This is a genomic window from Actinoplanes sp. NPDC048791, from assembly GCF_040650095.1.
Classification (GTDB): domain Bacteria; phylum Actinomycetota; class Actinomycetes; order Mycobacteriales; family Micromonosporaceae; genus Actinoplanes.
In genome coordinates this window covers 1-20,299 of record NZ_JBEZGQ010000035.1, presented here as the reverse complement: position 1 = coordinate 20,299, position 20,299 = coordinate 1, and the positions used below count along the sequence as shown (strand labels likewise).

The following is a 20,299-nucleotide window of genomic DNA, read 5'->3' as shown; positions in this document are numbered from 1 at the left end:
GGCCTCCTGACCCGGATGCATGGCCGGCCACCGAACGGGTACGCACGTCACATGCGAGACAACGACTACCCCACCCCGGCGTCCGACCCCGAGGCCGCGGGCCTGCCCGGCACCGCGGACGACGACTCGACCGCCTACGACGACGTCGAGACCGGCCGGTGGGCCGACGGCCCGGACCCGGCGGCGCTGCCCGCCGACCACCCGACAGCGGTCGACCGGTACGGCACCACCGCGGAGGAACAGCGCGCCGGTGAATCGCTGGACAACCGCCTCGCCCAGGAGCAGCCGGACATCCAGCCGGAGGAACCGCTGGAGTCCCCCGGCCCGCCGGCCGACGAGGCGATCGACGAACAGGCCGCGGCCCAGGCCCGGCTGGACGCCGACGTGTACGGCGAGAGCCCGGCGTCCGACCCGAACTCCCCGGTCTCGCTGTACGACCACGGTCAGCTCGACGGCACCTCACCCGAGCCGGTGGGCCGGCTGGTGGAGCCGGACGAGGGCTACGGCTACGACGCCGAGCCGGACAACGTGGCGTACGACGCGGGCGCGGCCGGCGGCGGGGCCAGCGCCGAAGAGCTCGCCGTCCACGAGACCGAGGCGCCTGGATACCGTTAGGCCAGAGCCTCCTTGCGGCCGTGCTGGACGTTGAAGACCTCGGCCGGCACCCGCAACCGGTCATCGGCCAGCAGCCGCCGGACGTCCGCCATGGACGGCTCGGCGGTCGCGGCAGCCAGCTCGTCGAACAGCGCCACGTCGACCGTGTCGGCCGGCTCCGGCATCGCGCCCCACAGGTCCCAGGGCAGCAGTTCCATCTTGTCCAGCGCGGCGGCGTCCCGCATCAGGTTGGCCGCGATCCACCAGGCCCCGGCCTCGTTGATCATGGTCAGGCCGAACCGGTCCGGACCGGCCTGACCGGCCCGGGTCCGCGTCCAGGCGTCCCCGGCGATCACGAACTGGTCCCGCGACACATCGGTCAGGTCGAAGTCCAGCCCGAGGTGCCGGCGCTGCAACCCGTCGATCTGCGCGTCGAGCAGCTTCCACCGGCCGCCGTCGAGATACTCGGCCACCCAGTGGTCCTCGAACCAGCCGGGCTTGAAATAGGTGCCGAAGCCGCACCGCGCCCGGGCCGGCACCCCCCGCGCCCGGAACAGGGCGACAGCCATGACCGAGAACCCCCGGCAGTTCGTGGCGATCCGCTGCTCCGGCGCGCGCGGCACGTCCAGCGGCCGGTCGTCACGCGCGCTGACCGCGTCGAGGACCTGCTCGACCCGTCGCAGGTTGACCCGGTCACGGTCCGGCTCGGCCAGCGTCACGCCGTACGCGTCGGCCCAGAACTCGTGGATCAGCAGGCCCTGCACGACCCGGGCGATCCCGGCCGCGTGGGCCGGAAGCCCGTCGAGCAGGCCCGCGTACTTGCCGGCAGCCGTCATGACGCCCGGCTCCACCCATTCGCTGACCATCACCGTCTCCTCCCGTGGTTGCGATCACCCCACCGAACCGTCGGCCCCTGGGGCCGGGTCAAGCATTCTTGTCGTACCACCGTGGTCGGATATTTCTCGTGCGCTACCGACGACACGACACCGAGTTCCGGCTCCTCGACGTCCCCGACGAGCTGGTGCCGGCCGTCCGCAAGGCGGCCTTCACCGAGGCTCACGGTCACTGGAGCAGGAGTTTCCCCGCCGAAGTGGCCCACCTGGACGTGGCCTGGGCGAACTTCCAGCGGCTGATGGAGCCGGCTCTGCGCCAGATCGCCGGGCTGGAGCCGGTGCCGTGGCAGGAGGCCCTCAGCGAGGTCTGCCGGCGGCTCGACGGCGCCGGGGTGGACTGGTGGCTGACCGGGAGCGCGGCCCTGGCCGTCCGCGGCCTGCCGATCTCGCCGGTCGACCTCGACCTGGTCGTGGCCGACGCGGACGCCCGGCGGGTCGGTGACCTGCTGCTCGACGGGCTGATCGAGCCAGTCGCCCGGGTCGACTGGTTCTGCCGGTGGTTCGGGCGGGCGGTGCTCGGGGCGCGGGTGGAGTGGGCCGGAGGGGTCGGGCCGGGCGCGGACCAGCCGGAGATCACCGACTTCGGGCCGGTGGCGGCCGGGCGGCTGGAGGTCGTGCGGTGGGAGGGGCATGAGATCCGGGTGCCGCCGGTGGAGCTGCAACGCGCGGTGAGTGTGCGGCGGGGGCTGGTGGAGCGGGTGCGTCTTATCGACAGACAACCGCGAATGACAAGACCATGAAGAACGCCGCGTACATCGACACCAGGACGGCCACGGAGGCCCGGACGGCACCTTCGAGCCGGGAGCGGCCCTGCCAGGTCTCGGCCAGGCACTGCTCGGCGATGACGCAGGCCACCCAGAGCAGCGTCAGGAGGGGGAAGAGGAGGTCCCAGATGGGGCTCGGGTAGGCGCTGGCGTTGCCGCTGCCGCCGTAGTTGGGGCAGTCCTGCGGCGTGCTGACCGGGTCGAGGAAGAGGAGGAGCGCGGTTAAGAGCAGGCCGCCGACGGCGAAGGCCCACAGCCCGGCCAGCGGCGACGATCGAGCCTGGTCGTGGTCCATCCGCGGCATGGTACGAACGGGCCGCCAACGACCTCAGGCCGCTGCCGATCCCCCGACCCTGCCTGCCTCGCGGCCCCGCCCACCCCGTGGCTCCACCCACCCCGTGGCTCCGCCCACCCCGTGGCTCCACCCACCCCGCGGCTCCACCCACCCCGCGGCTCCACCCGCCTCAGGCAGTGCCGACCCTGCGGCCCTGCCTGCCTCGCGGCCCTTCCACCTCGCGGCCTTACCTGTCTCTCGACCCTGCCCACCTCTCGGCCCCGCTGACACCTCGGCCCTGCGCACCGCGCAGCTTGGCCGACCCCGGTGCCCCCTGTCGGGTCGGTGGGCGTGGGAGGATGTCCGACATGGTCGATGCGACGTCGCTGGACGAGATCAGGGCGGCGATCGACGCCGTGGACGCCGACCTGGTGCGGCTGCTGGCCCGCCGCGAGAGCCTGGTGCGGCAGGCCGCCCCCCTCAAGCGGGATGCGCGCGCCGTGCAGGCTCCCGGGCGGGTCGAGCAGGTCGTCGGCCGGGCCCGGGCGCAGGCCACCGCCGCCGGCGCCGATCCGGAGGTCGTCGAGCGGATCTACCGGGCGATGATCCAGGCCTTCATCGACATGGAGCTCACCGAGCACCACCGGGTCACGGCCCGCTCGTCGGACAAGGGAGTGAACGAGTGACGAAGCCCGTGGGGTCCTTCAGCGCACGCGAGCGGTGGGTGCTGCTGGTCGCGAGCGCTTGGCTGGTCAGCGGGCTGCAGCTCGACGCGTACGCGCACGCGACCACGCCCGAGCTGGAGACGTTCTGGACGCCGTGGCACGGGGTGCTCTACTCCGGCATCGCCGTCTCCGGGTTGACGCTGGTGTGGCTCATGCGGCCGCGGCTGCCGGTGATCCCGACGTACAGCACGATCTTGGCCCTGCCCAACGCCCTCCGGATCCCGATCGCCGGCATGGCGTTGCTGCTGGTCGGCGGCGGAGTGGACACGCTGTGGCACAACGTCTTCGGCATCGAGCAGGGCCTGGAGATCTTCGTCAGCCCGAGCCATGAATTGATCATCCTGGGCATGGCCCTGGTCGCTGCCGGCCCGGCCCTGATGCTGGCAGGCAAGCCGGGCCGCGGGCTGTCCGTGGCGGACGGCACCCTGGCCACGATGTCGGCGCTGCTGTCGGTGCTGCCGCTGCACATCTACTCGCTGCACGCGTCCGCGCTGGGCACCATGTACTACGGCGAGCCCGGCGACGGCACGGTCCGGATCTTCTCGTTCGACGCCCAGGTGATGCACGGGTACCTGTTCAGCACGGTGCTGCTGTTCCTGCCGATCCTGATCATGGGCCGGCGCTGGCGGCTGCCGATCGGCGTGCCGACCGTGCTGGTGGCGGTGCCGGCGGTGCTCATGCACCTGATGTTCTCGTCCGACGCGGGCTGGTGGCTGGCCCTGACGGTCGCCGGCGCGGCGGCCGGGGCCGAGCTGGTGCTGCGGCTGGCCGGGCGGCTGGTGCGGTGGTCGGCGGACGCCCGCTGGTTCGCGGCCGGCCTGGTGGCGCCGCTGATCGTGTGGGGCACGGTGCTGGTGGCGGCGGCTCAGACGGTCGGGGTCGGGTGGAATGTGCACATGGTCAGTGGGCTGCTGACGCTGGTCGCGATCACGGGCGGGCTGACCGCGCTGATCGCCCGCCGGGTGCAGCCGGCTCCCGCGCAGGCCGCGTATCTGACCGGCTCACCGGCCCAGGCATCAACCGAGTCACCCGCCGCAGCGTCGGCTGAATCGCCCGCCGAATCGCCGGCCACCGAGACTGTCGGATCGCCGGCCACGGTGACGGCTCAGCCACCCACCGGATCGGCGTCCGCGGTCCCGGCTCAGCCAACCGCCGGGTCGGCGCCAGCCGAATCGCCCGCCGGGTCCTCCGCCGACGCCGACATCCCGACGCCCGCCGAGAAAGCCGCAGGCGCACAGACCACTGCCACAACCGGCGCCCCGGCCGACGACGAGTCCAGGACCGGTGTGCCGGCGTCGTGAGGCTCCTGCGTTCCTTCGGTTTTCTGCTCCTGGTTTCGAGTGGACTCCTGCTGACCACAGCGTCACCCGCCGCAGCCCACGCCGGAGGTCTGACCGCCACCGACGCCCGCAGCCGGGTCGTCGCCGTGACACCTGCCCTTCCCGGTCTGGTGGTCACCGCGATCGAGGACGGCGCCCGGCTGCGGCTGCGCAACGGCACGGCGTTCCCGGTCAGCGTGCCCGGTGGTGGCGGTCCGGCGACCCCGGCGGTGGTTGCGCCCGGACGGGAGCTGAACTGGATCGACACCAGGAGCAGCCCGGACGGGCGCACGGTCCGCGCGGGAAGCACGCAAGCCTGGTCGCTGGTCCTGGACGCCGGCGGTACGCCCGTGACAGTCACCGGGGAACTCGTCGGTGAACAGCCCCCGGCACCCGCGCCGTGGTGGGCGGCTGTGCTGGTGACGGCTGTGGCCGTACCCCTGGTGTCGCGTCGCCTGCGCCGCCCCGACCTGGCGCTGGCCGCGGCCGGGCTTGCCGCCATGGCCGCGTCCGTGGTTCATGTCGCCGGTTCGACCATGGCTGTCGAGTCGGCGCCGCTGCTGGGCACCTTCCTCAGCGCGTGCGGGATCAACTTGCTGAACTGGCCGCTGATCGTGGGCGGAACGGTGGCGGTGCTGCGGGGCCGGCCCGCCGGGGTGCTCGCGATCTGTGCCGGTGCGGCGCTCACCGCGGTGTTCGTGCTGCCCGACGTGACTTCGCTGCACCGGGCGGTGCTGCCGTTCGCGGGTCCGGCGATCGTCGAGCGGCTGCTGGTGGTGGTGACGCTGGGCGCCGGGGTGGGCGTGGCGGTGGCGGGCGCTTCGGTGCTGCGTACCCTCGCGCAGCGGTCTCTTGCCGGGGAGCGCGCGTGAAACGCCGGCTTGCCGTCGCAGTGGCGGTCGCGCTGCTCGCTGGCTGCAGCAGCAGCCCCGCCACCCAACCGGCCACGCCTGGTTGTGCCTCGGCCGCGCCCGACGGTGTCGTGGTGACCGCGGCGGTCCGGGATGGCCGGGCGGAGCCGGCGCCGCACCGGGTCAAGGTGCCGCTGGGCAGCGCGGTGCTGCTGCGGGTGGAGGCCGACGCGGACGCGGAGGTGCACGTCCACGGGTACGACCTGGAGACCGAGGCCAAGCCGGGAAGCGCGGGTTGCGTGAGTTTCGTGGCGGACCGCAGCGGCCTGTTCGACGTCGAGGCGCATCCCGAGACGCTGCTGGTGCAGCTCGAGGTGCGGTGACGGTCCTCGCCCACGGGGTCGGCCAGTCGCAGGACCTGCCCCTGCCGCTCGACCTGGTCCTGCAGGCGGGCGCGGCCACGGTGGTGGTCTCGTTCCTGGTCGTGGCGGTCTGGTGGAAACGCCCCCGCCTGCACCTCGCCGAGGGACCCGAGCGACCGGTCCGGGAGAGTCCGCTCCGGTGGCTCGTCCTGGCGGTGACCCTGTACCTCGTCGGCAACGCGCTTCTGGGGCCGCGCGGGCCGGAGAACCCGGCCGGGCATGCGCTGTTCGTGTGGCTTTGGGTGGGGCTGGTGCCGGTCAGCGTCGTGTTCGGGCCGGTCTGGCGGCAGGTCAACCCGTTGCGCACGCTGTTCCGCTTGCTGCGGCTGCCGGCCGCCGGCTTGCGGCCGCTTTCCGCGGCCCGATCGGATTTCCCGGCCCGGCCCGAGTCGCCGGTCCGACCGGAGTCGCCGGCCGGAGCGGAGTCGCCGGCCCAACCGCAATCGCCGGCCCAACCGAAATTGCCGGCCCAACTGGAAGTGCCGGCCCGATCGGAATTGCCGGCCCGATCGGAATTGCCGGCCCGATCGGAATTGCCGGCCCGATCGGCGGGCCGGTGGCCCGCGGCGATCGCCCTGCTGGCGTTCGTCTGGCTCGAGCTGGTGGCGCCACACCGGGGCGAGCCGGTCGTGGTGGGTGGCTGGCTGCTGGGGTACGGACTGGTGCAGCTGGCCTGCGCGGCGGTGCGCGGGGAGGAGTGGTTCGCGCGGGGTGACTGTTTCGAGGTCTACTCGGAGCTGGCCGGCCGGCTGAGCCCGCTGCGCCACCGCAACCCACTGGCCGGCGTGGCCCACACCGCGCCGGGGCCGGGCCTGGCTGCGTTCCTGGCGGTGTGGTGGGGCTCGACGATCTTCGACAGCGCGTCGGGCTCGCCGGCCTGGGCGGCCTTCCTGCAAAGGGCGGGCAACCCGATCCTGTACGGGACTGCCGGGCTGATCCTGCTGTGCGCGAGCGTGCTGGTGAGCGTCCGCGTGTTGTCAGGACGGCTGGACGTGACCGCGTCCTTGATCCCGATCGCGGTCGGCTACACGCTGGCCCACTATCTGTCGTTGCTGCTGGTCGAGGCGCCCCGAGGTGTGCTGCTCATGGTGCAGCAGTGGGGTGTGGCCGAGGGCGTGGAGTGGAACATGGCTCCGACGCCGGGCGTGATCGCCGCAGCGCAGATCACTCTGATCCTGATCGGCCACGTGCTGGGCGTGGTGGTGGCCCACGACATGGCGCTGACCGCGGCTCCGGAACGCCCGCCGCTGGCGACGCTGGCCGACGAACTGCCGGTGGTGCTGCTGATGATCGGCTACACGTGGGCGGGGTTGTTCCTGCTCTTCGTCCGCTGACCCGGCCTCAGAAACAACAGGCGGCTCAATGCCGATCCGGCCCGAAGAACACGAGGTCCTCGGCGAACGCGGCGCACTTGTCGAGCGTCGGGTCGTCGAGCTCAGGCACCGCATAGTCACGGCTGCGGATCAGGTCGAGGAACTCCGGCGGCACCTCGACGTCGTGCCGGCCCACGTAGTGGGCATAGTCATGCCGCCACAGCCAGTCGCCGTCCGTGAGGATCGAGGAGCCGTTCAGGATCTGGTGCGCCGGATCGAACACGTCGTCCTGCAGATCCATCGCAGCGATCAGCTTGTGGCCGCCCCGCAGGTACGCGACCACCGCGTCCACATCAGGCAGCGGAGCACTGGCGACGCCGGCCAGGATGCTCGGCTGCGGCGTCGGTGGCCGTAACCGTCCCAGTTCGACGAACATGCCTGCCAGCTTCATCATCCTCCCCCTCCCGGTTCGAAGACCTTCCACACCCCGCCGTTGAAGACCATCAGCTCCCGTTCCCGGCCGCCCCGCAGGCTGACGCCGACCGGCTGGGTCGGTGCCAGCACCGGCACCCGGAGGATATCGGCCACCTGCTGCGCCGCGGGCAGAACATCAAGTCCCTCCTCGACCCGGCCGGTGTGACACGACACCAGCCGGACCGGCCCACCCGCATAGTGGGGATTGTTGCCGACGGCCTCCGCGACCTGCTGCGCGTGGGTGAAGTTGCCCGGGAAGTCCTCCCCGTTCTCCCCGATGAGCCCCGGCCGGAACTGTCCGTCGGGCTCGCCGTGCACCACGACATCGTGGTATCCGGGCTCCGGCCGGGCCGTGTCGAAGTTGAGCATGGTGGACGAGTCGTAGCCGATCGCCGTCCTGTTCTCGCCGTGATAGACGGGGTCACCGGCGGCCAGGTGGTCGTCCGGGGGCCGGGCCGGAGTCCGCGGGTGCGCTCCGGGGTTCTGATGGCGCTCACGCCGATCGCGCCGCGTTCCCATCGGACCGCTGCCGCCGCCGCCGCGTTCGCGGAGCTTCGTCACGTCCTGCGCCAGCCGGCGCATCGCGTCGCCGAGCCTGCGCAGGCTGGCGATCAGTGACTTCAGCCAACGGGCGATCCGCGCGGCCCACGAAGCGCACAGCGTAGTGACCTGCTCCACGACCAGCGGAGTGGCCAGCCCCAGACTCCCGACGAGCTCACCCGCATAGACCATGAGCCGCGAGACGACCGTGGCCACCGCGTCCCTGACCATGACCCGGACGGTGCCGATCAGCAGGCCGGCGCCCTCGGTGATCAGGGCCATGCCGTCGGCGGCCCGGCCCAGCGCCACCAGCGACCGCACCCTCCGATCGACGTGAGCCCGATAGGCCTCCGCAGCACTCCCGCTCCACTCGGACAGGTCCCAGCGGACGAGCCTGCCGACCTCCTCAGCGTCCCCGCGCAGACTGGCCGCCACGTTGCGCCAGGTCTGCGCGTGGGCGGCGATCTGGGCCGGATCACCGGCGAGCCAGTCGAGCGCCTCGGACAGCGGCTTCACGTGCTCGATCAGCCACGCGATACCGTACTGCAGCAGCCCGCCGACCGGGTCGGACATGAACGCCAGGGCGTCCAGGCCCGCGCTGATGCCGCCCAGCGCGCCGTCGATCCAGCTGCCGTTCTGGACGCCGTGGACGATCTGCTCGATGTCCTCGGCTATCCAGACGCCGGCCCAGGGTGACGGCCCAGCCGGCGTGGCCGAGGCGATCAGTGGATTGGTCAAGGTGCTCCCAAGGTCACCCGGCCGGATCCGGGCGGCGGCGGAGGTCGGCGTGGGCCGTGCGCAGGCCGTCGACCCGCTGGTCGGTGCCCGGCGGGCTCAGCCGGTCGAGCTCCTGCCACGCATCCTCCAGCGCCTGCTCCAGCCCCACGTGCTGCCGCCGGAACTCCGCACGCAGCTTGTCGATCCGCCTGATCCAGCCGGCGGCGGCCGGGTTGGGCCGGTCGCCGTCAGGAAAGGCGGCCGGGTTGGACCGGTCCGCGTCAGGAAAGGCGGCCGGTTTGGGCCGGCCCGTGTCAGGAAAGGCGGCCGGTTTGGGCCGGTCCGCGTCAGGAAAGGCGGCCGGGTTGGGCCGGTCCGCGTCAGGAAAGGCGGCCGGACGGGTCGCGCCCATCGGCACGATCGCCGCCAGCGGGCGGCCGTCCTCGGTCACGACGGTGGTCTGGTGGGTCAGGCCGGCGAGCCGGGCGAGCTGCACAAAACGCGTGCGAGCCTCCACCAGCGACAACTCCAGGCGTGGATGCGGCAACGGGGTGGCGGGTTCAGCCATACCCCGATGATGCCGTCACCCTCTGACATTTTCGGCGCGGGACGGAAGGCGGGGCCCGGCCGGCAAGCCGGGCCCCCTTTCTCTCAGACCCGGGACAGCGCCCGGTCGCTCACCACGCACTGCATGCCGAACTGCCGGGCCCGGCGCACCGCGAAGTCCGTCAGGCCCGGTGAGTCCGCGTAGTCCAGCGCGTACAGGTCCACTTCCAGCTGGAGCAGCTGCTCGGCGATCTGGGCGTGGAACTCCAGCACGTCCGCCGGCCACGGCGCGTAGCCCTCGTCCGTCCAGCGGGCCGAGAACGACTCGAAGACCACCCCGTCGACCAGCTCCCCGAGTCTCGGCAGCATGCCGAACCCCCGGTTGGCCAGCAGGTAGCCCGGCTTGGCCTCGGTACGGATCGCCGCCACCAGCGTCAGCAGGTGCGGGACGTCCTCCGGGTAGGTCAGCTCGACGTTCAGGGTGTCCATGAACAGGCCCGCGAACCCGGCGGCCATCGCGTCCTTGGCCTGGCCGACCACGTGTTCCACCCACAGCGGGTGGCCCACCTCGACGAACGCGCCGCCCCAGTCGGGGTTGCGTTCCTGGCGTTGCCACGGCGCCGGCGGGCCCTGGTCCTCCGACAGGGACAGATAGCCCAGGGTCTGCACGCCCTGGTCGGCCAGCTGGGCCAGCTCCCGCGGGGTGTAGAACTCCGGCTGGAGCACCACCCGCGGGTACGTGGCCAGCTCGTCGAGGTGCTTGTCGCCGTAGTAGAAGCAGATCGGTGACTTCTCCGTCATGACGGCCATCCGTTCTCGCGGTACCAGGTGTACGTGCTCCGGACGCCTTCCTCCAGCGGCACCGCCGGTTCGTAGCCGGTCAGCTCGCGCAGCCGGGTCAGGTCGGGGCAGCGGCGCGGCACCGAGCCCGCCGGCGCGGCCAGTGGCTCGATCGACGGGCTCACCCCGGCCAGCCGCAGCACCAGTTTGGCCAGGTCGCCGATGTTGGTCTCGTCGCGGTCGTTGCCGATGTGCACGATCTGCCCGGCCGCCGCCGGCGCCGCCATCAACCGCAGCATCGCCTCGACCGCGTCGTCGACGTGGCAGAAGGCCCGGAACTGGTCGGCGCCCGGCACCTTGAACGGGTCGTCGCCGCGCAACGCCCGCAGCGACATCTCCGGGATCACGTGGTCGGCGCCCATCCGCGGGCCGTACACGTTGTGGAAGCGGCCGACCACCGCGTCGAAACCCTTGGCCCGGGCGGTGTGCAGGAAGGCCGCCTCGCCGAGCAGTTTGCTGACCGCGTACGCGAAGCGGGGTGCCGTGATGTCGGAGATCATCACCGGGATGTCCTCCGGGGTCGGCACCGCGACGACGCCGGCGTCGACGCCACCGGCGTAGACCTCGCTGGTGGAGGCGAAGAAGACCCGCTCCCCCGGCGCCACCCAGTCGAGCAGGTGCATGGCCGACAGCGTGTTGACGCGGACCACGCGGGCCGGGTCGGCCTCCACGTTGCGGACGCCGACGACGGCCGCGAGCAGGTAGATCTGGTCCCAGCCGTGCGGCAGCCCGGCGAAGGTGACCGGATCGGTCAGATCACCGGAGATCACGTGTACGGCGGGAGCAGCGCGCAACTCGTTCAGGTCCCGGTCCTCCCGCCCGCGGGAGAAGTCGTCGACGATGGTGACCTCGTGGCCCTCGGCGACGAGCCGGCGCGCCAGGTGCAGACCGATGAAGCCCGCCCCGCCCAGCAGCAGAGCCCTCATGCCGTCACCGCCGAGTTGACCGGAGCCGGGTTGGCCGTCACCGCGGAGTTGAAGCGGGGCAGGTAACCCAGGCCGGCGTAGCGGATGCCGGCCGCCGTGACCGCGTCGGCGTCCAGGACCCGCCACGAGTCGTAAATGAAAGCGGGCCGGGCCTCACCGAGGACGTCCGGGATCCGGATCGCCCGGTAGTCCGGGTGGTCGTTGATGACCAGCACCGCGTCCGCGTCGGCGAACGCCTTGTCCAGGCTGACCGGCTCGCCGCCGTACTGGCGGATGACGTCGTCGGTGACCATCGGGTCGTGGCCGGTGACGGTGATCCCGGCGGCGGAGAAGGCCGGCATCATCGCGGCGATCGGGGTGCCACGCATGTCGTCGGTGGGCGGCCAGCCCTTGTACGCCCAGCCGAGCACGGCCAGCCGCGTCCCCCGGGTCTCGCCGCGGGTCTCCTGGAGCATCCGCACCACGGTCTCGGCCACGTGCACCGGCATGAACTCGTTGAGCTCGCGGGCCCGTCCGACCAGGAACGGCTCCCGGCCGCCGGCACTGTCGATCATGATGTACGGGTCCTTGGAGAGGCACCCGCCGCCCACGTACCCGGGCTTGGACAGGTCCGGGCGCGGGTAGTCCGCGTTCGCCGCCCGGATGACCTCCAGCGGGTCCAGCCCGTGCCGCTCGGCGATCAGCGCGATCTCGTTGCCGAACGAGTAGATCAGGTCGGTGTGGCAGTTGTTGGACAGCTTGACCAGCTCGGCGGTCTCCAGGTCGGAGACCTCGACGATGGTCCGGGCCAGGCCGCTGAAGAACTCGACGCCGGCCCGCAGGCTGGCCTCGTCGAGCCCGCCGATCACCTGGGGCAGCTCGACGAGCTCACGCAGCGCTTGGCCCTGGATGGTCCGTTCGGGGGCCATCACGAGCTTGACGTCGTCACCCCAGGCCGCGCGCAGCTCGGGCAGGACGACCCGGCGGCTGGTGCCGACCGGCACCGTGCTGCGGACCACGACCAGCGTGCCGGGGCGGCAGCGGGCCGCGACACTGCGGGCGGCGGCGGCCAGGTTGGCCAGGTTGGGCCGGCGGGTGTTGTCGTCGACCGGCGTCGACACGCTGATCACGGCCACCTCGACGGTGTCCGGCGGCAGTTCGGTGCCGACGTGGATGCGGGTGTTGATGTGCTCGGCGAACACCTCCTCGACGCCCGGCTCGAAGATGTGCGACCGGCCGTGCGACAGCGTCTCCAGCACGCCGGGCGACACGTCCGAGCCGTGCACGACGAAGCCCTTGTCCGCCAGGGCGGCGGTGAGGGTCAGCCCGACGTAGCCGAGGCCGACGACGCCGATGGTTGTGGGCGGCATGTGCCATTCCTTCCGATGCAGGTTCAGGAGCAGGGTGGGGTGAGCCGGTCGAGTTCGAGCACGGTGACCGTGCCGGCGAAACGTTCGGTGCGGTACCGGCCGCACGCCGAGCGGATGTCGGCGGGCCGGGTGGCGTAGTCGACGCTGAGCACGAACTTGCCCGCGTCGCGCAGCGCCCGGGTGTCGGCGAGGTTCTCCGCGCACCAGTCCTGCGTGCACGGCTCGTCGGTGGCGAGGAAGAACAGCTCCTCCATCGCGATGCCGTCGATCGCCGCCGTGTAACCGGGGTGGCGGCGCAGCTCGGGCGAGTTCTGCGGGACGATCAGGAAACCCGGCTGCCGGGCTTTGGCGTACGCGCTGATCCGCGCGATGAGCGCGGCCATCTCGCGGCCCAGCGCCGCCCGGTCGCGGCCCTGGGCGTAGCCGGGGTCGATCTGCTCGTAGGCCAGCGGGGTGTCGAGGTAGACCCCGTCGAAGCCGGCCCGCAGGGCCTGGTCGACCCGGCCCCGGACGACCCGGTCCCACCAGCGTTGGTCCCAGTAGCGGACGAAGTGCTCGCCCGGCCAGTCCGTCCACTCGTTGGCGATCAGGTCGGCGGCGTCGCGGCGCAGCGCCGGATACTCCGGCCGGAAGTCCTCGATGCTGCCGATCTCGAAGTACGCGAGCACCCGCTTGCCGGCCCGCTTGACCGTGCGGATCTCGTCGGCCCGGAAGTAGTCGGCGTGCGCGTCGCGGGCCAGGTCGACCACGGCGAGCTGGTAGGGCCCGGCGGCGATGTGGTCGAGCCGTCCCCCGGCGTACCCCTGGAGCTGGTAGGCCCAGCTGGAGATCCGTCCCGGCCCGGACTTCGACGGCAATGGCAGGGGTGCCACGGAGGCCGCGGGGGCGGAGGCCGGCGCGGAGACCGGCGGCGAGGAAAGCGGCGGCGCAGAGCCGGCGGGTGTCGGGGAGCCGGCGGCTGTCGGTGCACGGTCTGTCCCGGTACGGGTCACCAGGATGCCGCTCACCACCAGCGCCGCCGCCACGATCACGGCCGCGAGCACGATCCCGCGCCGCCGGCGCGTCATCCGGCCTCACCGGCCGCCCAGATGTCCTTGATCGAGGTGGCCAGGTCGCGGCCCGGCGCCCAGCCCAGCTCCTCGCGGGCCCGGCGCACGTCCGCCTGGATCCAGTCGACCGCCGCCGAGCGCTGCGGCCCGGCGCCCTGCTCCCGGATCTCGCCGCGGTAGCCGGCCGTCTCGGCCAGCAGCTGAACGGCGGCCCGCGAGCGGACGGCGCGGCCGCTGCCCACGTTGAAGACCCGGTGCCGCAGCTGCGGCGGGCGCAGCACGGCCGGGACCATCGCGGCGAGGTCGCGGACGTCGACGAAGTCCCGGTACGCCGACAGCGGCCCCATGGTGATCTCGCCGGCCCCGGTCGCCAGCGCCACCCGGATCCGGTCGGCGGCGCGACCGAGCATGTTCTCCGCCGACATGCCGGGACCGATCGGGTTGAACACGCGCAGCGACACCGCGTCGACCAGGCCGTTCTCCCCGGCGAGCTGGAACAGCCGGGTCCCGGCGAGGTGGCTGACGCCGTACGCGGCCACCGGCTGCACCGGCTCGTCCTCGGTGACGGCGTGCCCGTGCGCGACCACGCCGTACTCCCCGGCGGAGCCGAGCCGGACCAGCCGCACACCGGGCCGGGCCGCGGCGACCGCTTCCAGCAGTTTGGTCGCGACCAGGGTGTTGCCCCGGATGAGCTCGGAGTCGGTGCCGCCGAGGCGGCCGACGCAGCTGACGATCGCGGTGGGTGCGGCGTCGAGGATGACCCGGACCAGGCCACGGTGGTCGCCGTCGATCAGGTCGTGGTCCCGGCGGCCGGGGCAGATGACCGCGCTGACCTCCGGATCGGCCTCCAGCGCGGCGCGCACGTGCCCGCCGATGAACCCGGAGGCACCGAACAGGACGACCCGCTGACTCATACGGGTTCCTTGGAGCGCGGGAGCAGGATCGGCAGCAGGGTGTCGCAGGTGCGGTTGGCCTCGTCGTAGTCCTCGGGCCGGCCGATGTCGAGCCAGAAGCCGTCGAAGGCGTAGGTGGCCGGGTGGTCACCGCGGTCCAGCAGGTCGAGCACCAGCTGGTCGAAGCCGAACGGCAGACCCGGAGGGTACGGCGTGAGCGCCTTGCGGGACATGCCGTAGACGCCCATGCTCACCGGATAGCTGAGCACCGGCTTCTCCCGGAAGCCGACGATGCGGCCCTCCTCCACGTCCAGCACCCCGAAATCGATCTTGTGGGTCTGCGCGGCGGTGGCCACCGTCAGCGAGCTCCCGCCGAGCATGTGCTCGGTGAGCAGCGCGGCGTAGTCGAGGTCGGTCAGGATGTCGCCGTTCATCACCAGGAAGTGCTCGGGCAGCGTGTGCTTGATGCCGAACAGCGGCCCGATGGTGGACAGCGGCACGTTCTCCTCGACGTAGTCGATGCGCAGTCCCCAGCGCGCCCCGTCCCCGACGAACGCCCGGATCAGCGGGCCGAGATGGTTGATCGCCAGCGTCACGGACGTGAAGCCGAACGACGCGAGCTGATCCAGCACGATCTGCAGGATCGAATGGTTGTCACCGATCGGCATCAGCGGCTTGGGCAACGCCGTCGTGTACGGCCGCAGCCGGACGCCTTTGCCGCCGGCAAGGATCACTGCGTGCATCGCTGACCTGCCTCCCCACGTGTCGGTACTACCGGTAGTGCCGGGCCTGGCCGAGGATCGGGGCCAGGCCGAGCACAAAGAGCGCCTGGAGCAGCAGCACGCTGCCCAGGTAGAGCGAGGTGTCCACGAGCGCGGAGCCGGGGCGGCCCAGCAGCGGCGCGGCGCCGAGCAGGGCGCCCAGGCCGACGTGGACGGTGATCGCGGCGAGCATCGAGGCGCACAGCCAGCCGAAGCGCTCGCGCCCGGCGAGCAGGAAGGCCAGCAGGTACGCACCGCCAAGCGCGACGTGGGCCGCCGTCATGACGACCCCCGCGCCGGACAACAGGCCGGCCCGGGACAGCACTGCCAGCATCGCCGCCGCCGGGAGCGCGGGTGCGAGCAGGCAGATCGCGACCTCCCGGGCCAGCAGCAGCCACACGCCGCGGACGAACTCCCGGGGCCGCTCGACCCGCCGGACGAGGGCGACCGCCTGCGGCCGGAACCGCTCGGCCCGCCACTCGACCACGCCCATGGTCAGGATCAGCGGCGCGGCGGCGATGGCGATGTCGAGCCGGCCCAGCAGATACGGCGCCTCGGCGTGCAGCAGCAGCGCCGCCGAGCACAGCCCGTACGCGCTCACCCCGATCAGCGCCGGCACCTCCGGTCGCAGCGCGACCCGCAGCGAGGGCTCCCGCACGGCCGGCACCCGGCCGTGATGCACGGCGAGCAGCATCGCGATCAGGAAGCCGGCCAGCACACACCCGGCCGCCACGCCGACCGACCAGAGCTTCAGCCCGGACCCGAGGACCAGGTAGGCCGCGCCGACCAGGAACGCCGGCGTCATGGCCAGGGCCAGCCACCGTTCCCGGCGGTAGAAGACCAGCACGGTGCTGGTGAGCTGGTAGGCCACCTGACAGGTGATCATGGCGATCAGCGCGGGGCCGCCGCCGGTGAACCAGTCCAGCGCGGCGCCGGCGAGGGCTGCGGCCACCGGCGCGGACCCGGCGGCCACGGTGAGGATCCGGGCGGCGGAGCGGGGCCGGCCGAGACCGAGCATCCGGTACGCCCCGTGCGCGGCGGCACCGGCCCACACCCAGCCCAGCGTGCTGGCCAGGACCAGGCCGAGCACCAGCGACCGCCGCCCGACGATCGCGAGCACCGCCGGGAACGCGGTGCTCGGCAGCACGTACAGCGGGCCGTGGGCGATCACCCGCAGGCTCTCCCGCCAGGCCCTGGGGTCGCGGGCGGTCGCTTCGCGGGGCTTGGGCAGCTGCGGGCCGAGCCGGCGGAACACCTCGGTGGCCAGGGCGAAGACGTCGTGGTAGCCGTACTCGACGCGGGCGCCGCGGTCGGTCAGCCCGTCGGCTTCGAGGGCGGCGGCCACGTGCAGCGAGTCGACCGCCTGACCGAGCTGGGGGCGTACCCGTTCCACCAGGTCGTCCAGGGGATCGGTGGAGATCTTGGGCAGCAGCACGGTGTGCTCGCCCGGCCCGGCGGCGCGGTTCTTCGCCGCGGCCGCCATGATCGAGCCGAGCCGCTGCCGGTTCGGATCGAGCTCGCTGTCCAGACTCACCTGGACTCACCGTCCAGCTGCAGCTGCTGCTCGGCGGCGCGCTGCGTCGGGACGGCCACCCGGCCCTGGGCCTGACCGCGCAGGTGCCGCGGCGGCGGGGACGCCTTGAGCGGCGTGGCCAGCCCCTCGTAGACGTTGCGGTACATCTCCAGCGAGCGCCGCAGGGTGAAGTGCTCGAGCACCCGGGCCCGGGCCATGATGCCGAGCCGGCGGCGCATCTCGTTGTCGCGCAACAGTTTGACGCACGCCTCGGCCACGGCCGCGTAGTCGCGGGGCGGGACGACGAAGCCGGTGTCCCCCACCGCTTCCGCGACCCCGCCGACATTGGTGCACACGGTCGGGCGCCCGCACGCCATGGCCTCCACCACCGTGTACGGGAAGCCCTCGGAGATGCTGGTCAGCGCGACGATGCTGCCCGCGTGGTACGCGTCGACGGCATTGCCGACCCGGCCCTCCAGCACCGCGGCGCCGGTGAGGCCGAGCTCCTCGATGAGCCGCTCGCAGCTCTCGTGATAGATCCGGTTGACCGCCGGGGTGCCGCCGAAGATGCGCAGCCGGGCCTCCGGGATCTCGGCCCGGACCAGCGCGAACGCCCGGATCAGCGTGTGCAGGTCCTTGAGCGGGTCGACCCGGCCCATGTACGAGATCGTGGGCAGCTCGGGCTCGCTGGTGGCGGCCGGGAACTCCTCCGGCTCGACGCCGTTGTACATGGTCCACATGCGTTCCGGGTCGGCGCCGTTGTGCAGCTGCCAGCGCCGGTTGTACATGGAGTGCGGGGCCAGCACGTCGGTGATCAGGTACGCGGCGCCGGCCAGTTGCCGGAAGAAGCTGAGCACCAGCACCCGTACCGGATGCGACGCGTCGTCGTGCAGGTGCGCGATGTAGCGCTCGCGCAGGTAGATGCCGTGCTCGGACATGACCAGCGGGGTGCCGTGCTTCCACTTGGCGGTCATGCCGACCAGCGTGGCCAGCCCGTTCATGGAGGCGTGCACGATGTCGGCCTCGACCGGGGTGGCGCTCAGGGGGCGCAGCATGTGCTCGATGAGCCAGGCCGCCTCCACGGCGTCGGCCACCGTGGGCGCCGGCCCGATCTCGTCGACGCGCAGGTCGCGCCACGCGTCGAGCATCATCGTCAGGGCTTCGTTGGACAGCAGTGCCCCGCTCAGGTCGCCGCCGTCGCTGGCGTACTCGAACATGCCGCGCAGGGCGAGCAGGAACATGCTGCGGCTGACGGCGCTCTGCTCGGAACGGGTGGCCTCCAGCGGGGTCACCAGCGCCCGCAGGAACACCTCGTACGACTCGGTGAAGGTGGCTCCGGGCCGGCGGCCCGGACCCCGCCGGGAGCGGCGGCCGGGCGGCCGCGCACCCCACAGCGGGATCGAATGGACCTGGCCGAGGTTGGTGGGGGCCGGGAAGACGGACTGCTCGGCGCCGTCGACGGTGAGCGCGACGACATCCCAGCGGTAGTCGGGCATGCCCTTGATGAGCTGCTCGCACCACACGCTGACGCCACCCATCGCGTACGGGTAGGTGCCCTCCGACACCAGCGCGATCTTCACCGGCCCCCCTCTACCAGGTCCTGCTCGTCACAGGTGCGGGACTGCGGTGACCGTGACGGCGGTGTTCGCCGCGAGGGCGAGCGTCGTCGTCACATCGGTGCCGTACGTGCTGGCCCCGGTGCCCTGGGCGCCGCTGATCTGCACGGTGCCGGCGGCCGGCGAGGTGACCGTGATGTTGCCGGTGGACCGGTCGTAGACGGGGTCCACGCCGGCGCCGAGCTGCGCGAAGTGCGCGGTCCGGGTCGAGGTGTACGCCGCCAGCGTCGGCCAGTCCTGGTTGAGCAGCGGTACGGAGTAGAACGCCTCGTACTTGGTCATCACGGCGTCGATCCAGTCCGTGAGCAGCGTCTTGCCGGCGCCGTAGTCCCGGACGTTGCCGATGTGGAAGGTGTGCGAGTAGATCGCGCCGGAGGACACGTGCCCGAGGGCCACGCCGGCCTCGTAGTCGATGATCTGCTCGTAGGTCAGGTTCGTGGGCCAGTACGGGAAGCGCCCGTTCGGACCGTAGAAGGAGTTGTAGAACGCGGTCTCCTCCTGCGGCGTGGTGACGAAGTAGGCGACGTTCGTCGGCCAGTCCGGCACCACCGAGATGCTCGGCTCCATCGGGTGCACCTTGGCGGCGTTGAGGTTGGCCGGCACGTGGCTGGCGAACGACATGTTGCCGTGCAGGTACTTGACGTTGAGGTCCTTGGCCGCCCGCAGCAGCTCCGGGTTGGAGCCGGTGAGGCCGTGGTCGACCGGCGGGCTGGTGTCGTCGTTCGGGTTGGGGTTGTAGACGCCCAGGCCCGAATACTCCGGCGTCTTGAGCACGCTGTCGGGGGAGGTCAGGCCGATCGCGTTGCCGGCGGCCCGGTTGTCGTTGATCTCCTGGTACGACGTGGCGTAACTGGTGTTGTTCAGCTCCGGGTGGTTCAGGGTGTGGTTGACCCAGCGGAACTTGTCCTTGAGGCACTTGGTGGTCGCGGTCAGCTCGGCGATGCCGCCGTTGGGGCTGCACGCGTTGCCGGCGAACGGGTCGATGTCGGCGCCGTTGAACGCGATGTTGAGCTTGAAGTCGGCGGCCTGCGGGTGCGCGGCGCGCAGCGCGGTCTGCCGGCTGTCGAGGTTGACGGTGTCGTGCCCGGTGACCTGGAAGCCCGGCGTGTACTCGACGTGGCCGTCCGGGTAGTAGTGGTCCGAGGTGTTGAACCAGTCGTCGATGTCGACGTTGAGGTGGTGGCGCTGCTCACCGAGGAACATGCCCTTGCTGGCCCACCGCACCATGCCGTAGACCAGCAGGTCGGAGTGCGTCAGGTACTGGTTCGAGGTGAACGTCAGCGCCAGCCGCTCGCGACCGTCGGTGGAGGTGGTGCGCACGCCGAGCACGTCCGAGCCGTTGGTGATGGTGGCCTCGGCGCCGCAGCCCGGGGTGATCGAGGTGCGGTAGACGTACGACTGCACCAGCGGGATCTGGGCGGTGCTCTTCAGGTAGTCGAAGACGCCCGCGCCGGTCGCGGTGAGCGACAGGTTGATCGGGGTGCTGCCGACGCCGGTCTCACCGTTGGAGGTGAGGCAGTAGTTCTCGGGCCAGGTGCCGTAGCTCGTGTAGAGGGCGGCCTGGCGGACCCCGAAGTTGCGCTCGTAGGCCCAGAGGATGTTCCACTCCGCGGGGTCGAGGCCGCTGAGGTAGCTGCCGTTGGACTCGTACACCTGCATGCTGTTGGTGAGCAGGATGGCGTTGTAGCGGCCGACGCCGTCGGGGCGCACGAGGGTGCCGGTGGTCAGCGGCGTGGTGGCGTCGTAGAGCACGTCGTAGGAAGCGCCGACGCGGTCCAATGTGGTCTTCCAGGTGGCGACGCCGAAGTCGTTGGCGTCGGTGCCGATGACCAGCGCGCGCAGGGCGACCTGGTCGTTGAGACCGGCCGCCGCGGCGGCGGCCCGGGCCGGCTTGGCCGGCTTGACGACCTTGACGCTGCC

General features: G+C 72.1%; 21 protein-coding genes. 7 read left to right on the top strand and 14 right to left on the bottom strand.

The window, feature by feature from the left end:
• The first annotated feature begins 51 nt into the window (after window positions 1-51).
• On the top strand, window positions 52-615 hold the full coding sequence (locus tag AB0C29_RS05200; protein WP_360815386.1) for a DUF5709 domain-containing protein: 564 nt from the start codon (window positions 52-54) through the stop codon (window positions 613-615).
• Here the strand turns inward: AB0C29_RS05200 and AB0C29_RS05195 are convergent.
• Window positions 612-1,460, bottom strand: coding sequence for a transglutaminase-like domain-containing protein (locus AB0C29_RS05195; protein ID WP_360815384.1), 849 nt, complete (start codon window positions 1,458-1,460; stop codon window positions 612-614). The genes AB0C29_RS05200 and AB0C29_RS05195 overlap by 4 nt on opposite strands.
• A gap of 98 nt (window positions 1,461-1,558) precedes the next feature.
• On the opposite strand from AB0C29_RS05195, the gene AB0C29_RS05190 reads away from it, so the two are divergent.
• Complete coding sequence (locus tag AB0C29_RS05190; protein WP_360815382.1) at window positions 1,559-2,227, top strand: hypothetical protein; 669 nt, start codon at window positions 1,559-1,561, stop codon at window positions 2,225-2,227.
• Here the strand turns inward: AB0C29_RS05190 and AB0C29_RS05185 are convergent.
• Window positions 2,193-2,546 carry a hypothetical protein gene (locus AB0C29_RS05185; protein ID WP_360815379.1) on the bottom strand — a complete coding sequence of 118 codons (354 nt, stop codon included), beginning with the start codon at window positions 2,544-2,546 and terminating at the stop codon, window positions 2,193-2,195. The genes AB0C29_RS05190 and AB0C29_RS05185 overlap by 35 nt on opposite strands.
• 347 nt (window positions 2,547-2,893) lie before the next feature.
• On the opposite strand from AB0C29_RS05185, the gene AB0C29_RS05180 reads away from it, so the two are divergent.
• From AB0C29_RS05180 to AB0C29_RS05160, 5 genes are read left to right on the top strand one after another with little or no spacing between them, the layout of a single operon-like run.
• Window positions 2,894-3,211 (top strand): chorismate mutase, encoded by a 318-nt coding sequence (locus AB0C29_RS05180; protein WP_360815376.1) that lies wholly within the window; start codon window positions 2,894-2,896, stop codon window positions 3,209-3,211.
• Window positions 3,208-4,551, top strand: a complete 1,344-nt coding sequence (locus tag AB0C29_RS05175) for a hypothetical protein (RefSeq protein ID WP_360815373.1) — start codon at window positions 3,208-3,210, stop codon at window positions 4,549-4,551. Before AB0C29_RS05180 ends, AB0C29_RS05175 begins: the two co-directional genes overlap by 4 nt.
• Window positions 4,548-5,441: a hypothetical protein gene (locus AB0C29_RS05170; protein WP_360815370.1), complete on the top strand. Its 894-nt coding sequence runs from the start codon at window positions 4,548-4,550 to the stop codon at window positions 5,439-5,441. The genes AB0C29_RS05175 and AB0C29_RS05170 overlap by 4 nt, the downstream gene beginning before the upstream one ends.
• Complete coding sequence (locus AB0C29_RS05165; protein WP_360815367.1) at window positions 5,438-5,803, top strand: hypothetical protein; 366 nt, start codon at window positions 5,438-5,440, stop codon at window positions 5,801-5,803. The genes AB0C29_RS05170 and AB0C29_RS05165 overlap by 4 nt, the downstream gene beginning before the upstream one ends.
• Window positions 5,800-7,176, top strand: coding sequence for a hypothetical protein (locus tag AB0C29_RS05160; RefSeq protein ID WP_360815364.1), 1,377 nt, complete (start codon window positions 5,800-5,802; stop codon window positions 7,174-7,176). The genes AB0C29_RS05165 and AB0C29_RS05160 overlap by 4 nt, the downstream gene beginning before the upstream one ends.
• 25 nt (window positions 7,177-7,201) lie before the next feature.
• Here AB0C29_RS05160 and AB0C29_RS05155 read toward each other — a convergent pair whose 3' ends face one another.
• From AB0C29_RS05155 to AB0C29_RS05100, 12 genes are all read right to left on the bottom strand, one after another.
• Window positions 7,202-7,609: a hypothetical protein gene (locus AB0C29_RS05155; protein WP_360815362.1), complete on the bottom strand. Its 408-nt coding sequence runs from the start codon at window positions 7,607-7,609 to the stop codon at window positions 7,202-7,204.
• Entirely contained in the window at window positions 7,606-8,907 is a 1,302-nt protein-coding gene (locus tag AB0C29_RS05150) for a hypothetical protein (protein ID WP_360815359.1), read from the bottom strand. Before AB0C29_RS05150 ends, AB0C29_RS05155 begins: the two co-directional genes overlap by 4 nt.
• A 13-nt stretch (window positions 8,908-8,920) precedes the next feature.
• The gene (locus tag AB0C29_RS05145) at window positions 8,921-9,454 is read right to left on the bottom strand and encodes a hypothetical protein (protein WP_360815357.1); all 534 of its coding nucleotides are present in this window, start codon (window positions 9,452-9,454) and stop codon (window positions 8,921-8,923) included.
• 83 nt (window positions 9,455-9,537) lie between these two features.
• Complete coding sequence (locus tag AB0C29_RS05140) at window positions 9,538-10,233, bottom strand: hypothetical protein (protein WP_360815354.1); 696 nt, start codon at window positions 10,231-10,233, stop codon at window positions 9,538-9,540.
• A complete protein-coding gene (locus AB0C29_RS05135) occupies window positions 10,230-11,198 on the bottom strand; it encodes an NAD-dependent epimerase/dehydratase family protein (protein ID WP_360815351.1) in 969 nt (322 codons plus the stop codon). The genes AB0C29_RS05140 and AB0C29_RS05135 overlap by 4 nt, the downstream gene beginning before the upstream one ends.
• On the bottom strand, window positions 11,195-12,547 hold the full coding sequence (locus AB0C29_RS05130) for a nucleotide sugar dehydrogenase (protein WP_360815348.1): 1,353 nt from the start codon (window positions 12,545-12,547) through the stop codon (window positions 11,195-11,197). The genes AB0C29_RS05135 and AB0C29_RS05130 overlap by 4 nt, the downstream gene beginning before the upstream one ends.
• A 23-nt stretch (window positions 12,548-12,570) precedes the next feature.
• Window positions 12,571-13,614 (bottom strand): endo alpha-1,4 polygalactosaminidase, encoded by a 1,044-nt coding sequence (locus tag AB0C29_RS05125; RefSeq protein WP_360815345.1) that lies wholly within the window; start codon window positions 13,612-13,614, stop codon window positions 12,571-12,573.
• Window positions 13,611-14,510, bottom strand: coding sequence for an NAD(P)-dependent oxidoreductase (locus tag AB0C29_RS05120; protein ID WP_360815342.1), 900 nt, complete (start codon window positions 14,508-14,510; stop codon window positions 13,611-13,613). Before AB0C29_RS05120 ends, AB0C29_RS05125 begins: the two co-directional genes overlap by 4 nt.
• Window positions 14,507-15,232 carry a sugar phosphate nucleotidyltransferase gene (locus tag AB0C29_RS05115; protein ID WP_360815339.1) on the bottom strand — a complete coding sequence of 242 codons (726 nt, stop codon included), beginning with the start codon at window positions 15,230-15,232 and terminating at the stop codon, window positions 14,507-14,509. The genes AB0C29_RS05120 and AB0C29_RS05115 overlap by 4 nt, the downstream gene beginning before the upstream one ends.
• 28 nt (window positions 15,233-15,260) lie before the next feature.
• Window positions 15,261-16,784 carry a hypothetical protein gene (locus AB0C29_RS05110; RefSeq protein WP_360815336.1) on the bottom strand — a complete coding sequence of 508 codons (1,524 nt, stop codon included), beginning with the start codon at window positions 16,782-16,784 and terminating at the stop codon, window positions 15,261-15,263.
• On the bottom strand, window positions 16,781-18,343 hold the full coding sequence (pelF, locus tag AB0C29_RS05105; RefSeq protein WP_360815333.1) for a GT4 family glycosyltransferase PelF: 1,563 nt from the start codon (window positions 18,341-18,343) through the stop codon (window positions 16,781-16,783). Before pelF ends, AB0C29_RS05110 begins: the two co-directional genes overlap by 4 nt.
• A gap of 27 nt (window positions 18,344-18,370) precedes the next feature.
• On the bottom strand, window positions 18,371-20,299 hold a 1,929-nt coding region (locus tag AB0C29_RS05100; RefSeq protein WP_360815331.1), incomplete at its 5' end, for a hypothetical protein.

What these genes read in the sequence shown, in the direction of transcription:
- AB0C29_RS05200 (WP_360815386.1), top strand. Translation starts at nt 52, where the DNA reads ATGCGAGACAACGACTACCCCACCCCGGCGTCCGACCCCGAGGCCGCG.
- AB0C29_RS05195 (WP_360815384.1), bottom strand. Translation starts at nt 1,460, where the DNA reads ATGGTCAGCGAATGGGTGGAGCCGGGCGTCATGACGGCTGCCGGCAAG.
- AB0C29_RS05185 (WP_360815379.1), bottom strand. Translation starts at nt 2,546, where the DNA reads ATGGACCACGACCAGGCTCGATCGTCGCCGCTGGCCGGGCTGTGGGCC.
- AB0C29_RS05180 (WP_360815376.1), top strand. Translation starts at nt 2,894, where the DNA reads ATGGTCGATGCGACGTCGCTGGACGAGATCAGGGCGGCGATCGACGCC.
- AB0C29_RS05155 (WP_360815362.1), bottom strand. Translation starts at nt 7,609, where the DNA reads ATGATGAAGCTGGCAGGCATGTTCGTCGAACTGGGACGGTTACGGCCA.
- AB0C29_RS05145 (WP_360815357.1), bottom strand. Translation starts at nt 9,454, where the DNA reads ATGGCTGAACCCGCCACCCCGTTGCCGCATCCACGCCTGGAGTTGTCG.
- AB0C29_RS05140 (WP_360815354.1), bottom strand. Translation starts at nt 10,233, where the DNA reads ATGACGGAGAAGTCACCGATCTGCTTCTACTACGGCGACAAGCACCTC.
- AB0C29_RS05135 (WP_360815351.1), bottom strand. Translation starts at nt 11,198, where the DNA reads ATGAGGGCTCTGCTGCTGGGCGGGGCGGGCTTCATCGGTCTGCACCTG.
- AB0C29_RS05130 (WP_360815348.1), bottom strand. Translation starts at nt 12,547, where the DNA reads ATGCCGCCCACAACCATCGGCGTCGTCGGCCTCGGCTACGTCGGGCTG.
- AB0C29_RS05125 (WP_360815345.1), bottom strand. Translation starts at nt 13,614, where the DNA reads ATGACGCGCCGGCGGCGCGGGATCGTGCTCGCGGCCGTGATCGTGGCG.
- AB0C29_RS05120 (WP_360815342.1), bottom strand. Translation starts at nt 14,510, where the DNA reads ATGAGTCAGCGGGTCGTCCTGTTCGGTGCCTCCGGGTTCATCGGCGGG.
- AB0C29_RS05115 (WP_360815339.1), bottom strand. Translation starts at nt 15,232, where the DNA reads ATGCACGCAGTGATCCTTGCCGGCGGCAAAGGCGTCCGGCTGCGGCCG.